11 protein-coding genes are annotated in these 13734 nt (G+C 68.3%); 3 read left to right on the top strand and 8 right to left on the bottom strand.

From position 1 onward, the window contains the following. Window positions 1-502 precede the first annotated feature (502 nt). Both macS and ABD848_RS07735 read right to left on the bottom strand, forming a co-directional pair. The gene (gene macS / locus ABD848_RS07740) at window positions 503-1615 is read right to left on the bottom strand and encodes a MacS family sensor histidine kinase (RefSeq protein ID WP_344968946.1); all 1113 of its coding nucleotides are present in this window, start codon (window positions 1613-1615) and stop codon (window positions 503-505) included. 9 nt (window positions 1616-1624) lie between these two features. Continuing rightward, window positions 1625-2515 carry a lysophospholipid acyltransferase family protein gene (locus ABD848_RS07735; protein ID WP_344968944.1) on the bottom strand — a complete coding sequence of 297 codons (891 nt, stop codon included), beginning with the start codon at window positions 2513-2515 and terminating at the stop codon, window positions 1625-1627. A 308-nt stretch (window positions 2516-2823) separates the two neighbouring features. On the opposite strand from ABD848_RS07735, the gene ABD848_RS07730 reads away from it, so the two are divergent. Beyond that, window positions 2824-3600 carry an alpha/beta hydrolase gene (locus tag ABD848_RS07730; protein WP_344968942.1) on the top strand — a complete coding sequence of 259 codons (777 nt, stop codon included), beginning with the start codon at window positions 2824-2826 and terminating at the stop codon, window positions 3598-3600. Between the two features lie 285 nt (window positions 3601-3885). Further along, window positions 3886-4710, top strand: coding sequence for a prolipoprotein diacylglyceryl transferase (locus ABD848_RS07725; protein ID WP_344968940.1), 825 nt, complete (start codon window positions 3886-3888; stop codon window positions 4708-4710). Between the two features lie 189 nt (window positions 4711-4899). Here ABD848_RS07725 and ABD848_RS07720 read toward each other — a convergent pair whose 3' ends face one another. The 3 genes from ABD848_RS07720 to ABD848_RS07710 all read right to left on the bottom strand — a co-directional run bounded on the left by ABD848_RS07720 (window position 4900) and on the right by ABD848_RS07710 (window position 7287). Beyond that, on the bottom strand, window positions 4900-5625 hold the full coding sequence (locus ABD848_RS07720; protein ID WP_344968937.1) for an endonuclease/exonuclease/phosphatase family protein: 726 nt from the start codon (window positions 5623-5625) through the stop codon (window positions 4900-4902). Between the two features lie 201 nt (window positions 5626-5826). Beyond that, window positions 5827-6777: an ROK family glucokinase gene (locus tag ABD848_RS07715; protein ID WP_344968935.1), complete on the bottom strand. Its 951-nt coding sequence runs from the start codon at window positions 6775-6777 to the stop codon at window positions 5827-5829. 105 nt (window positions 6778-6882) lie between these two features. After that, complete coding sequence (locus ABD848_RS07710; RefSeq protein ID WP_344968933.1) at window positions 6883-7287, bottom strand: hypothetical protein; 405 nt, start codon at window positions 7285-7287, stop codon at window positions 6883-6885. Window positions 7288-7720: 433 nt separating this feature from the next. On the opposite strand from ABD848_RS07710, the gene ABD848_RS07705 reads away from it, so the two are divergent. Continuing rightward, window positions 7721-9517: an AMP-dependent synthetase/ligase gene (locus ABD848_RS07705; RefSeq protein ID WP_344968931.1), complete on the top strand. Its 1797-nt coding sequence runs from the start codon at window positions 7721-7723 to the stop codon at window positions 9515-9517. 109 nt (window positions 9518-9626) lie between these two features. On the opposite strand, the gene ABD848_RS07700 is transcribed toward ABD848_RS07705, so the two are convergent. The 3 genes from ABD848_RS07700 to ABD848_RS07690 form a co-directional block, all read right to left on the bottom strand. Beyond that, the gene (locus ABD848_RS07700; protein WP_344968929.1) at window positions 9627-10754 is read right to left on the bottom strand and encodes a glycosyltransferase family 4 protein; all 1128 of its coding nucleotides are present in this window, start codon (window positions 10752-10754) and stop codon (window positions 9627-9629) included. Window positions 10755-10833: 79 nt separating this feature from the next. Beyond that, window positions 10834-11856: a C40 family peptidase gene (locus tag ABD848_RS07695; RefSeq protein ID WP_344968927.1), complete on the bottom strand. Its 1023-nt coding sequence runs from the start codon at window positions 11854-11856 to the stop codon at window positions 10834-10836. 488 nt (window positions 11857-12344) lie between these two features. Beyond that, a complete protein-coding gene (locus ABD848_RS07690) occupies window positions 12345-13352 on the bottom strand; it encodes a C40 family peptidase (RefSeq protein ID WP_344968925.1) in 1008 nt (335 codons plus the stop codon). Between the last annotated feature and the right edge of the window lie 382 nt (window positions 13353-13734).

Raw genomic sequence — 13734 nt, 5'->3', positions numbered from 1 at the left:
TCTCCTTGCACTGACCGTTACACCGAAGAGAATGTCCTGACGCCGCACAGTCGGAGGACATCATCACCCTGGAAACAGCCTCCAGAAAAGGGGCCTGCGGAAGATTCCGCAGTTATTGCCGCATCAGCGACGGCAATGTGATCCACCGAGCTACATTTACATGCGGTCGAACTCGCGTCAAGTTCGTCACATGCTTGACGCTTGAGAAAGCGGCGCGCCATGCGTGCGGCAGTTAGGGGCGGAAAAACGCTGCCGAAACGCGCCGGCCGGCCGCGGTGTAGCCGGGCTCCCCAGGCACCGCAGTGATCGGGCCCCGCCCCCGGGCCACGCTCAGTCGGCGTCGACCGCGGGCGGACAGCCCTAGCTTTCGGAAGGGCGGCAAGGGGCGGTGGGCGCACGTGGGTGAGCGCTCCGCCGTCGCCCCGCCGGCTGGCGAGATCGCGCAGCGATCGAGGCACGAGCGACCGAAGCCCCCACACCCCGGCCGTTCGCCCGACAGAACCTAAGCGCCGCGTCGCGGGACGCGCATCTCGATCTCGGTGCCCTCCCCCGGCGGCGCGGTGATGGTCACCTCTCCGCCGAGGTCGCGCACCCGACCCTTGATGGACTGGGCGATGCCCAGCCGCCCGTCGGCTTCGGCTTGCGCCACGCGCTCGGGGGCGAGTCCGGGACCGTCATCGCGCACGGTGACCACGACCGCGTCGCCCTCGTCTTCGAGGAGCAGCCAGGCGCGGGTGCCCGGCGGGCAGTGCCGGTCGATGTTGGACAGCGCCGCCTGTACCGCGGCGTCGATCTCGGCGGCGGTGGCGGCCGGCACCACGACCTCCGTGGCTGGCGTGGAGACGGTGAGGGTGGCCGAGGCGTGGCCCCCCAGGGGCGCGCGCAGGTCGGTCTGACCGCCGGCGAGGGTGGTGGAGTGGCGCTCCATTCCGATGAGGCTGCGCAGCGCCGCCTCCTGCTCGCCGGCTATGCGTCCCAGCTCGGCGGCTTCCCCGCCGAGTTCGACACCGCGGCGTTGGACCATGGCCAACACCTGCACCACGGAGTCGTGGATGGAGCGGGCCAGGCGTTCACGTTCGCGGGTTCGGGCCTCCAGCTCCACGGCGTGGGCGAACCGCTCCTCGGCTTCGGTGGCGATATGGGTCATGTACCCCACGGCGTATCCGGCCAGCAGGAGCAACACCACCCCATTGACGACCTCGGAGTTAATCCCACCACGCAGCACGGTGTCACAGCAGCCATAGCTCAGTGCAGCGCCGACGGCCCACCGGCGCCCGCCCATGACCGCGGCCGACAGCGGGGCCGCAGCGAACCAGGTCGCGGTGAGTGGCGGCGCGACCGTCAAGTAGCCGGTGTCAACGACGAACGAGGTGCTGAGCATGCATGCGAAGGAGACGGCGAGATCGGCGCCCACGAGGGTACGGGTGCGCCGAGAGGGCTCGGCGTAGGCGTAGGTGGCGACCACGGTCCACGCCGCCATGACGGCGATGACACTCCCGGCCAGGATCGGCCGCTCGATGCGCCCGAGATGTTGCAGGACTAGGGCTGCGGCGTAGATGAGCGAGGCGACACGGAAGACGGCGATACCGCGCCACAGCGGTACATGAAAGCCCATCAGCCGGCCTCAGTCGTCGTTGGACTCCTGGGAGGCCTCCGGGGACGAGGGGCCGTACTCGCCCTCCGCGGTACGCTCCGCCCCCTTGCCCCGGCGGTGCTCCGCCCGCTTGTCCCGGCGCTCCTGGCGGCGTTTGGCGCGTTGGCCTTTGCGAGCCGTGCGCTTGGCCTGGCGCCGCTGTTTGCTGTCGGCGTGCTGCTCCTTGCGCTCCTCCTTGGCCGCTGCCTCGAGTTCGGACTTGACCGACTGGGCGTAGCGGTCGACGTACTCCTGCCCGGACAGTTGCATCAGGGCGTACATGATCTCGTCGGTGACGGCACGGAGCACCCGCTGGTCCTTCTCCATGCCGTAGTAGCGGGAGAAGTCCAGTGGGGCGCCGAAGACGACCTTGGGGCGGACACCGAGCCTGGGCAGCGTGCGGCCTGGAGGCATGATCTTGTCGACGTTGATCATCGCCATGGGCACCACCGGCACCTTGGCCTCCAGCGCCAGGCGCGCCACACCGGTGCGTCCCCGGTAGAGGCGCCCGTCGGGCGACCGGGTTCCCTCCGGGTAGATGCCGAGCAGCTTGTCCTGCCTGAGCACGCGCAGGCCGGTGCGCAGCGCTCCCTCACTGGCCTTGCCGCCGGAGCGGTCGATGGGGATCTGACCCACTCCGGTGAAGAACAAGCGGCTGATCAGACCTTTCACGCCCTTGCCGGTGAAGTATTCCGCCTTGGCCAGGAACGTGATCTTACGCGGAAGCGGGAGCGGCCCGAAGAAATGGTCAGAGAACGACAGATGGTTGCTGACCATGATGGCCGGTCCCTGGCGGGGCACGTTCTCGACGCCCTCGGCGCGCGGCTGCCAAAGCAGCGCCAGCACGGGGCCGAGAATAGCCTTGACCACCCAGTAAAACATCTAGTGTCACCCCCGTAGCCGTAGGGAGCGACCGTTGTTGTCACCCACGCTCGCTGTCCCGCTCGACCAAACAATCGCGGTTATCTTCGCATCGCTGGCGCCTGACTACCAATGTCGGCCCGAAAGAGCGCCCTGTCGGAGTGGACGCAACCGGGTGTGTCTGCCCGCGGAACACCGGGTGCCACAGGGCGTCAGGCACCGCCCTGTCGGGGTTTCCGGCGAACGGTTCGCTAGGTTACTTTTTCAGAGCGTCGGTGCGGCGACACCGACGGCGGTAGGGGTGCGAACGAGGGTCGAGGGAGTGCTCCATGTCTTTACTTGCGGGGGCCGAGCCCTACCGACACAGCGGCGGCTCCGTGGGGGTGCTGCTGTGCCACGGGTTCACCGGTACGCCGCAGTCCCTGCGTCCCTGGGCCGAGCACGCGGCGCAGGCCGGACTGAGCGTCGAGCTTCCCCTCCTGCCCGGTCATGGCACCACATGGCGCGACATGGCGGCCACCACCTCCGACGACTGGGTGGCGGCGGCTGAGAGCGCGCTGCTGGAGCTGGCTGCCGCCTGCGGCCCCGAGGGCACCGTCTTCGTCATGGGGCTTTCCCTGGGGGGCTGCCTGGCGCTGCGGCTGGCCCAACTGCACCCCGAAACGGTGGCGGGGCTCGTGGTGGTCAACCCCTCGCTGGCGATGGAGAATCGGTTCCTGCGGCTGGCGCCGCTGTTGAAGCACGTGCTGCCGGCGGTGAGGGGCGTGGCCAGCGACATCAAGCGGGAGGGCGCCCATGAGGTCGGCTACGACCGGATTCCCGTGGCAGCCGCGGCGACACTCCCGAAGCTGTGGCGCACGACCCGCCGGGCACTGCCAAGTGTCACTGCGCCGATCCTGGCCTACCGCAGCCCGCAGGACCACGTCGTCGGGCCGGCAAGTCTGCGTATCCTCACAAGAGAGGCCGTCAACGCGCGGATCACCGTTCGCTCGTGCGACGACAGTTACCATGTCGCCACACTCGACAACGATGCCACGGCGATCTTCGACGGCAGTCTCGCCTTCGTACGCGAACACAGCAGGAGCGGGGAAGGGTTGGACGCTTGACTTCCTCTCCTCCCTAACGGGAGGGGAGGCCAGCGGTCGCCCGCTGGGTTTCCCGCTTCGTCGCCGACTGCCCCGTCCGGGAGGACTCCCGTTGAGGTCGTACACCGGTTCCCGCCCCTACCGCCGGCTGGGGCGTGTCCTCGCGCCGCATCGGCACGCCCCAGCGTCCGGCGCTGTCCTGGGACACCGTCACCGTCACTGCAACATCGTGTAACACCAGACCGGGAAAGGAGGCGGGCGTTCCTCCCCCGCCTGAAGGCGAGGGCACCCACGCCCAACAACCCGATGACGCATCGCCGCGGCAACGGCCTGCTCGCGGATACCTACATCCCGTTTGTCCTTCTTTCACCCGACCTGGCCGACGTGATGCTCGACGCCTTGCGCCACGCCGGTGTGGCCGCCTACGCGATTCCCCTCGGGGACGACCCTTTGGGGGACCGGGCGCTCGAAGGCGAGAAAACCGACGAAGGCGGCGCGGCGACCGATCGTCTTTATGTCGACGCCGCTGAGCGCGAGGCCGCCGAACGCATCCTGGGCGTCGAACTCCCCGGTCTGACCGAGCCACGGACAGGTGAGGCTCCCGAGCCCTCCGAACTGCCAGAACGTCTCAAAGGCGGCGAAACGGCCACAACCGGCCAACGTGGCGACGACGACGTCTGGGCCGATCTGGTCGCGCGCTTCTACACCGCTGACAGCGGCACCACCGCGGGCGAGTGGCCAGACGCGGAGAACGTGCCGGCGGCCGAGGAGGCTACGGCTCCTGACGCCACCTCCGATGCCGACTCTTTCGAAGACGTCGATCACGAGCCTTCAGCCGGCGAAGGGCGCGTCGTGCGCCCGGCGGAACCCCACGACGATCCCGAGGAGCACTACATCCCGCCGCCGCCCCCGCCGCTGCCGCGGGGAGACCTCGTCAGCAGGCTGTCGTGGGCGGGACTGTTCGGCGGCCCGCTCGTGCTGCTGGCCGCCACGCTGCTGGGCCTCAACCTGCCCGACTGGCTGGCATTTTGCGCCGTGGCGGGGTTCATCACCGGCTTCATCGTGCTGGTCGTGCGCATGGGCGACCGGCCGCCACGCGACAGCGGCCCCGACGACGGTGCCGTCATCTAGGTTCTGTGGTGCGAACGGCTGGGGGTGTAGGGGTGGTGGGAGCGTTCTTCGGTCGCTCGTGCCTCGATCGCTGCGCGGTCTCGCCAGCCTGGGGACGGCAGTGCAGGCGCTTACCGCCTACCCTCGTCGCCCGTTTGAAAGACAGAACTTAGGTGCCGTTCCGGCGCCGGCGCCCCTGTGCGCCATCGGCTATGGCGTGTCGGCCGCGCGCGGGCCGGCCCAGCGGGGCAGGGTGAGTTCGGCCAGGACCGGACGGTGGTCGCTGGCGGCGACGAGGGCGCCCGAGGGGACCAGCGCCGTGGGCACGCCGGCCCGTACCACCGCCACCCCCGGGTCGGCGAAGACTACGTCGATGCGGTGGCGCGGGCGGCGGGCGGTGAACGTGGCCGCCTCTCCCCACGGGGCGAGCTCGGCCGCATCGTCGAGGAAAAGCCCCAAGAGTCGACGTGCCGGCGCGCCCGGCCCTTCGTTGCAGTCGCCCGCCACCACCAGCGGCGCGCCATAGCGGCGCGCCAGGCGGCGCAGGTGGGGCTCCACCTGCGCCATGTGGCGCAGCCGGGCCCCGGCGTGCAGGTCCAGGTGGAGGCTGGCCACGGTGAGGCGGTGCCTGCCATCGGCGAGTACGGCGATCGCCACCGCGCGCGTGTGCAGCCACGGGTAGCGGCGCAGCACCCGGTGCTCGGCACGCAGCACGACCAGCCCGGGTCGGACGAACACCGCTGTCCCCCCGACCCGCGCGTTCACCGCCGGCACGAGTCCGGTGGCGCGGGCCAGAGCGCGCCGGCCGGCGCGCCAGCCGGCCAGTCGAGGCGCCTCTTGGAGACACACGACATCGGGACGGCACGCCGTGATGACCCGCGCGACAGCGCGGGGGTCGTCGCGTAGTCCCCGAACGTTGTAGGTGAGAACACGCATAGGCGGCTAGGTTCTGGTTTTTGAACGGCTGGGGTGTGGGCGCCGTGGGGTGTTCTTCGTCGGCTCGTGCCTCGATCGCTGCGCGATCTCGCTCCCTACGAAGGCGACAGCGGAGGCGTTTGCCCACCGCCTGCTCTCGCCGCCCGTCCACAACAGCACCTAAGCCCCGCAGGTCCCACCATGATGACCCGCGGGGCTCGCTCAGCGACGGGCGAGGTCGGCGGCGCCCACGATTCCCGCCGCAGCCCCGAGGACAGCGGTACGGATATCGGAGAAGCGGCGCACCGCCCGGCCGGTGACGTTTTTGATGAACGACTCACGGACCGGGTCGAGCAGGATGTCACCGGCATCGGAGACACCTCCGCCGATGACGAAGCGCTCAGGGTCGAGGATGGCCGCGAGATCGGCCAGCCCTAGGCCGACCCAGTGGCCCACCGCTCGGAAGCACTCCAGCGCCGCCGCGTCGCCCTCCTTGGCAGCCTGGGTGATCTCGGCGCCCTGGATACGACTGGGGTCGCCCTGAGCCAGCTCCAACAGCCGCCGGGCACGGGTCGGGGCGGTTGTGGCCAGATCCTGGGCCTCGGCGATGAGCGCGCGCCCGCTGGCGTACTGCTCCCAGCACCCTCGGTTACCGCACCCACAGCGACGCCCGTCGGGCACCACACGGTAGTGCCCGACCTCGGCGGCGAGTCCGAACCGCCCCCGGTAGAGCGAACCGTCGGTGACGATCCCGCCACCGATCCCGGTTCCCAGCGTGATACAGATCACGTAGTTAGTGCCCTGTCCGGCACCGAAACGCGCCTCGCCCCACGCTGCGGCGTTGGCGTCGTTCTCGATCACCACCGGAAGGTCGACGCGCTGCTGCAAGCGTCGCTTGAGCGGCTCGTCGCGCCAAGCCAGGTTAGGGGCGAAGACGACCGTCGAGCGTTCCTCGTCGACGAAGCCGGCGGTTCCCACCCCGATGCCGTCGACCGGCGTGTCGGGATAGCGCTCCAAAAGCTCCTCGATCGTGTCGCCCACGACATCTGCGATGGCGTCGCTGTTGGCCGCCGGGGTGGGACGCTTGATCTTGGCCAAGATGCGTCCGTGTTCATCGACGATCCCGGTGGCCACTTTCGTTCCACCGATGTCAGCGCCGATGGTCAACCGCATGGGTGACTCCCTTCCACCTCGTGCCCCGACGCCCGGGGCGAGCTCCCGCGGAATGTCCCATTGGAGTAAACCATTGGATTGGACCAATGACGCCCACCGGTGTCCTCATCGAGTTCGAGGAAGCTGCGGCGGCGGCTCGCCGGAGCCATGGTCATCGCGCTGTTCCCGCCTGGCCCGCTCCTGCTCCAGCGAGCGTTCGACCACCTGCCATGCCTGGCCGAGTGCGTTGAGGAGGGTTCCTCCGGCCCGCCCGAGGTGTCCAGCGACCTCAGGGCCGGCCGAGCGGGCGATATCGATCACCTGCTCCAGTGCCGGCGGCTCTTCCTCTTCAGGCTCTCGGACCGCTTCCTCCCACACGTCGCCTTTCGAGGGCGGTGGGGTGGCTGTGGTGTTACCGACTCCGCGGCGCACTCCAGCGACGATCAGCTTGCGCTGGAGGGCATCGGCCAACCGGAGGGCGTCGTCGATGATGTCCTGCGAACCAGCGGAATCGCGATTGGGCTCTGCCATGATCACCTGCCTGTGCCTTTGTCTTCCAGTTCACGTTAGCTCGCCACGGGCCCACGACAGAGGGGGGAGGAGCCGAAACCGGAAATATCACGAAGTGGAATCGAACCCGGTACCGATTGGTGACCTCCACGACTGTGGGCATGTCCTGGGATAGCGGGAGCAGCGGCAGTGGGCCGGTCACGGTGTGCAGGACATAAGCTCGGCGGGCGCGGCGCCACTTCGTGGGCGATCCGGCGGGGCGAGGAAGTGATCGGGCTGGTGTCCTTGCGGCGGTCTATCGGGGGCGGCGACCGCCCCATGGGCACGATCACGGGAGACGGGAGGTGTGTATCACCATCGGATACCAACGAGAAACCGGTTCTACCAGCTAATAACACAACTTGTTACCGTCCTCACATCCCCACACAGATTTTCTACCCCAGGAGCGAAAGTCGTGCGCGAATACAGTCGTCCGGTGACAGTCGAGATATCTCCTGACGAGCACCTGACTGACACGGTTTTCACACGGGCGGCCCAGGAACCCACCGCCGTCATGCTGCGACGCCAGGAGGCCGGCCAGTGGCACAACGTCACGTGCCGGGAATTCGGCGACAGCGTCTCCGCGGTGGCCAAGGCACTGCTCGCGGCCGGCGTCGACCACGGTGACCGCATCGGGCTGATATCGCGCACCCGCTACGAGTGGACCTTGATCGACTACGCGATCTGGACGGTGGGCGGGGTGACCGTGCCCATCTACGAAACGTCATCGGCCGAGCAGATCCACTGGATCTTGCAGGATTCCGGGGCCAGCGCGGTGTTCGTCGAGGGCGCCGAGCACGAGGCGCGGGTACGCGAGATCACCACAGAGCTTCCCGACCTGAAGAACATCTGGCGCATCGAGGACGGGGGGCTCACCGAGTTCACCCGCTCGGGCGCCGAGGTCGAAGACACCGCGGTCGAGCAGCGGCGCACCGCCGGCACAGTCGACGATCTGGCCACTCTCATCTACACCTCCGGTACCACCGGCCGCCCCAAGGGCTGCGAACTGACCCATCGCAACCTGCTTTTCACCATCCGCAACATCATCCAAGGGCCGCTGGAGGAGGTGTTCAGCCTCCCGGGACGCTCCACCCTGCTGTTCCTGCCGCTGGCCCACTCTTTTGCCCGGATCATCCAGGTGGGGTGTGTGGAATCCAACACCGTGCTCGGGCATTTCCCCTCGACCGGTCCCGAGCTGATCGACGCTCTTGGCGTGTACCAGCCGACGTTCCTGCTGGCCGTGCCCCGGGTTTTCGAGAAGGTGTTCACCAAGGCCCAGCAGAAGGCCACCGCGGAGGGGCGCGGCAAGATCTTCAACGCTGCCGCTGAGACCGCGATCGCCTATAGCCGTTCCCTCGACACGGGCGGCCCTGGCCTGACGCTGCGGCTCAAGCACGCCGTCTTCGCCAGATTGGTCTACGGCAAGATCCTGGCGGCGGTCGGTGGTAGGGCCAGCTACGCCGTCTCGGGCGGTTCGGCGTTGGGCGAGCGGCTGGGGCACTTCTTCCGGGGCGTGGGCCTAGCCATCCTGGAGGGTTACGGACTGACCGAAACCTCTGCCCCGACAGCGGTGAACAGTCCCGACCGGGTCAAGATCGGCACGGTCGGTCCCCCCTTCCCCGGCGTGAGCATCCGGATCGACGACGACGGCGAGATACTGATCAAGGGCGATCACGTCATGCGCGGCTACTGGAACAACGCCCGCGCCACCGAAGAAGCCTTCGACCAGGACCACTGGTACCACAGCGGTGACCTCGGTTCGCTCGACGATGACGGATACTTGAGCATCACCGGGCGCAAGAAAGAGATCATCGTGACAGCGGGCGGCAAGAACGTCTCCCCCTCGATCCTCGAAGACCGGCTACGCGGGCATGCGCTCGTCAGCCAATGCATGGTGGTCGGGGACAACCGCAACTTCATCTCCGCGCTGATCACCCTCGATCCCGAGGCCCTGGAGTTTTGGAAGAACCAACGCGGCAAGACCGGCGGCATCGCTGAACTCACCGACGATCCCGACCTCATCGCAGCAGTCCAGGAAGCTGTCGACAACGCCAACAAGGCGGTCTCGCGCGCCGAATCGGTGCGCCGGTTCACGATCCTGGCGACGGACTTCACCGAGGAGGGCGGGCAGCTCACCGCCTCGCTGAAGGTGAAGCGCCACGTCGTGGCCGAACAGTTCGCCCAAGAGATCGAGGACCTCTACCACGCCTGAGACCGTCGCCCCCGTCGCCCCACCGAGCCCCGCACAGGCTACGGCAGCGGTACGGGGGACACGCGGCACAGCGGCCACCGGATAACGGCCAGCCGCCCCCGCGGTGGGACTACAGCAGCTCCGTAAGGCGTCGCGCGGACGATTCCCAGGTCCACTCGCGCTCGACCCATGCGCGGCCCCGCCGCCCCATCTCCCGCGCAGCAGCGGGGTCACGCAGCAACCGGATGACCCGGCGGGCCACCGGCCCGGGCCAGCGTCCGTTGACGACGTAGCCGGTGTCTCCTTCGCGCACAGCATCGGGGGCTCCGCCGGAGTCACCGGCGACCACCGGCAGGCCCGTGGCCGAAGCCTCCAGGTAGACGATGCCCAGCCCCTCGACGTCGAGACCGCCGTTGCGGGTGCGGCAGGGCATGGCGAACACGTCGCCGGCATCGTAGTGGGCGGGGAGCTCCGACCACGGCACCGAGCCGGTGAAGCGCACCGACTCGGTGATCCCCAGCGAGCGCGTCATCGCTGCTAGCCGCCGCTCGTAGGGGCCGCCGCCGACGATCAGCAGCACGGCGTCGGGGACGTCGGCCAGCACCCGAGGCCAGGCGCGCAGCAGCGTGTCCTGGCCCTTGCGGGGCACTAGCCGCGAGACGCAGACGACCACCGGGCGCCCGACGATGCCGTAACGTTCGCGGACCCACTGCCCGCCGGCACCGGGGTAAAAGCGGTCCAGATCAACGCCAGGAGCGAGCTGACGCATCCGGGAGGCCGCCGCCGGTGTCAGGGCGCGGGCCAGCCGGGTGCGGGTGTAGTCGCCCAGGTAGGTGATGGTGTCGGTACGTTCACCGATACGCCGCAGCAGCGGGCGGGCCCCCGGCAGGATCGCCCACCCCGCCTCGTGACCGTGCGTGAGGGCGACCACACGCTCGACGCCGGCCGGGCGTAGCCCGTCGGCCATGAGCCCCAAGGGGGCCGCCGCTCCGAACAGCGCGGAGTCGCAACCGGTCAGCCGGGCAATACTGCGCGCCCGGCGCAGCACGTCGGGCGTGGGCAGCAGCACCGAGGTGCGTTCCCGGATCACCGGAAACGGTTGGCGCAGGTCGAAGTTGGTGGGGTCCTGGCGACGGGGTGTGGAGCAGTACACCACGACCGATTCCGCCGGCCGGCGCAGCGCGAGCTGATGCACGAACTCCTGGATGCCCCCGGCGCGGGGCGGGAAGTCGTTAGTGATGATGAGGGTAGCGCCCACGCGCCCGAGTCTAGAATCTGCGCCGCGTGCCCCCGTGCAGCCCCGCCGGGAGAGGCGTGACGCCGCACAGCGGGCGACGCTATGGCCGCACGGCACCCACGAAGTTGCTCTGGTAATAGCTGCCTAGCGTGACCTCGCTGATGGGGGTGCTGGAGTTCGAGGCGTGGACCATCTTGTTGTTGCCGGCGTAGATCCCCACGTGGGTGGGTGCGGAGCTGTTGTAGAAGAACAGTAGGTCCCCCGGCTGCTTGTTGCCCCATGTAACGCGCTGGCCGGCGTAGAACTGGTCCTGGGAGATGCGCGGCAGGCTCACGCCGGCCTGGGCCCAAGCCGCCTGGGTCAGTCCGGAGCAGTCGTAGCCGTTGGGGCCGGTGCCGCCCCAGATGTAGGGCTTGCCGAGCTGGGCGTAGGCGAAGTCCAAAGCCACCCGAGCGTTACCGGAAGCCGGACCAGTGTAAGCGGCGCCGGCGGCGCTGGAGCTGTCGCTACTGACCCCGGCGGTGGCCTGGGCCTGCTGCTCGGCGGTCAGCTCGTCGAGGAGCTCCTGCTGCTCCTCGATCTTGGCCTCGCCCTCCTCCTTGGCCTCCTTGGCCTCCTCAAGCTTCTCCTTGGCCTTGGCCTCGGTCTGCTCAGCCTCCTCCTTGAGCTTGGCCAACTTGTCCTTTTTGTCGGCGTACTCTTCGAGGCTGCGCTCCTGATTGGCGGAGAGGTAGCCAAGGTCGGCGGCTTGCTGGAGGGCGTCCTCGGGGCCGGTGGAGCTGAGCAGGTAGGAGGGCGAAGTGTAGTCGGTGCCGCTGTAGGCGGCGTTGGCCAGCATACGCACCGACTCGCGCAGCTCACTGAGATCGTTCTCAGCCTCTTCGAGGTCGGTTTGGAGCTCCTTCAGCTTCTCCTGGGCCGCGTCATGGTCTTGCTCGGCCTGGTTGTAGGTCGCGCTGAGTTCGGAGAACTCCTCTTCGAGCTGCTCGATCCTGTCGCGCACCTCGTCCGGCGAGGGATCGGCGTGGGCTGCCCCCTGTGACAGGGTGAGGGCGCCCGCGGCGATGAAGCTCACGGTCGCCAGATGGCGACCGTGGGAGCGACGATCACGGCGTTCATCCACGGTTGTGGCACACCTTTCTCCCAGTTCCGCCTCCCGGGCCACGAGTGCACCGCCCGCGGTACCGCGGCGGGTAGGCACTACTGCCCCGGTCATCCGCGGCGGGGGCGCCGATGCGGGGGCGACGCCTGCGACGGACCCGGTCTCCGCGCCATTGGGTACGAGCTGTCAGAGCGCGGAGGTGTGGCGGGAGCCGGCCGTTGCCACCGGGTAGTGGCGAGGATGACGACCCTGCTCGGCGATGAACCCTAATGCATCCCGAACACCATTCTCAACCGTTTCGTTACGTTGGCGCGCCTCTTGATATTTGTCCGAAATATGGCTTTCTCTGTGACCGTCTGTCCGATACCCCGCGGCGCATAGCGCGAATGCGCGGGTTACGACGGTAGGGAGCACCATCCCCGCACGACACTCCACCACACCGGTGGCGTATCGACGAGGACCGAAACCCGGAAACTTCGGGTCAACGGTCGAACACATACCAGAGCGGCTCAGGGACGCACCCCGAACTGGAAGTGGCTGTCCCAGTAGCCCGACAGCGAGACGACCTCGACGTTCCTGCCGGTACGGGGCGCATGGACCATCTGGCCGTTGCCAGCGTAGATCCCCATGTGACCGAGACTGCCGTAGAAGAAAACCAGGTCGCCCGGTTGCAGCGCACTGCGGCTGACTCGCTGCCCCACCTCGGCCTGGGCGTAGGTGGTACGTGGCAGACTCACTCCGCCCTGAGCCCAGGCACGCATCGTCAGCCCAGAGCAGTCGTAGCTGTCGGGACCGCTGGCACCGTAGACATAGGGCTTGCCGACCTGAGCGTAGGCAAAGTCCAGCGCCGCGCGGGCGTTGCCGGAAGCCGGACCGGTGTAGGTGGCGCCCCCGGAAGAGTCGACAGTCGAGTCCGACGCGGGGTCAGCGGTGGGGAATTGCGCGAGCAACTCCTCCTGCTCGGCGATCTTCGCGTCGACCTCGTCCTTCTTGCTTTCCAGCTCTTCCTTTTTGGCCTCGGCCTTCTCCAGCGCCGCCTCGGCCTCCTCCTTGAGATTGATCAACCGTTCGGAGGACCCGGCGAACTCCTCAAGCTGGGCCTGCTGGTTGGCGGAGAGGTAACTGAGATCGGCGGACTGCTCCAGGATCGCGTCGGGATCATCGGCAGAGACGATGGTGGTCGTGGCGCTGAGATCGTTGGAGCGGTAGGCGGCGCTAGCGAAACTGGCGATCTTGTCGCGCAGCTCGTTGTAGCGCTCCTCCTCGTCGCCGACCTGCTCTTCGAGTTCCTCGACCTTCTTTTTGGCGGCGTCGTAGTCTTCCTTGGCCGCGTTGTAGTCGTCGACGACGGAGCTGGCCTCCGCATTGAGCTCGTCGAGGCGCTGCTCGACGTCCTCGCGCGTGGGTTCGGGATCGGCTTGAGCGATCCCGGACGGAAGAATCAGACTTCCCGCAGCGGCCACGCCGAGACCGGTCGCGATCCGGCGGGCTGCGCGCCGACCATCGTTACTGGTCATGGGAGGCACACGCTCCTTTTCGTCATATCTTGTGGCAGGTACGTGTCGAGGAGCGCCGGCGAACGGCAACCACCACTGGACACGTCAGCCCCACAGGGGGGAGGACGGGAGAGCACCGGGAGCGCAGTCGCCCCTTTCGACCTCCCGCATGCGATGTAGAGCCACTCGGCAGCGGCACGGAGGGACCAGGGGGTACCCACGCGCCTCAGCGGCGAGCATGCTCCGCGAAAAACTTAGCGGACGCCCTGTGCCAGCTCAACTGTGGCCCCAAAGTTGTCATGTCCGACACACCGGTGGCGTAGGCCGGCGCCGCCTGTGGCGGGTGGGCGGCGATCAGCGGCGCTGCTGGGACCGAAGGCCGCCCCGGAGTGGCGCGCGGTCG

This window comes from Salinactinospora qingdaonensis, from assembly GCF_039539445.1.
Lineage (GTDB): Bacteria > Actinomycetota > Actinomycetes > Streptosporangiales > Streptosporangiaceae > Salinactinospora > Salinactinospora qingdaonensis.
Note: the sequence above shows the minus strand (reverse complement) of the source record. Positions and strands in the feature narration are given on the sequence as shown.

Bases quoted from the DNA above. Each gene is read 5' to 3' on its own strand.
- ABD848_RS07715 (WP_344968935.1), bottom strand. From the start codon at position 6,777: ATGCGGTTGACCATCGGCGCTGACATCGGTGGAACGAAAGTGGCCACC.
- ABD848_RS07735 (WP_344968944.1), bottom strand. From the start codon at position 2,515: ATGTTTTACTGGGTGGTCAAGGCTATTCTCGGCCCCGTGCTGGCGCTG.
- ABD848_RS07690 (WP_344968925.1), bottom strand. From the start codon at position 13,352: ATGACCAGTAACGATGGTCGGCGCGCAGCCCGCCGGATCGCGACCGGT.
- ABD848_RS07730 (WP_344968942.1), top strand. From the start codon at position 2,824: ATGTCTTTACTTGCGGGGGCCGAGCCCTACCGACACAGCGGCGGCTCC.
- ABD848_RS07720 (WP_344968937.1), bottom strand. From the start codon at position 5,625: ATGCGTGTTCTCACCTACAACGTTCGGGGACTACGCGACGACCCCCGC.
- ABD848_RS07725 (WP_344968940.1), top strand. From the start codon at position 3,886: ATGACGCATCGCCGCGGCAACGGCCTGCTCGCGGATACCTACATCCCG.
- ABD848_RS07710 (WP_344968933.1), bottom strand. From the start codon at position 7,287: ATGGCAGAGCCCAATCGCGATTCCGCTGGTTCGCAGGACATCATCGAC.
- macS (WP_344968946.1), bottom strand. From the start codon at position 1,615: ATGGGCTTTCATGTACCGCTGTGGCGCGGTATCGCCGTCTTCCGTGTC.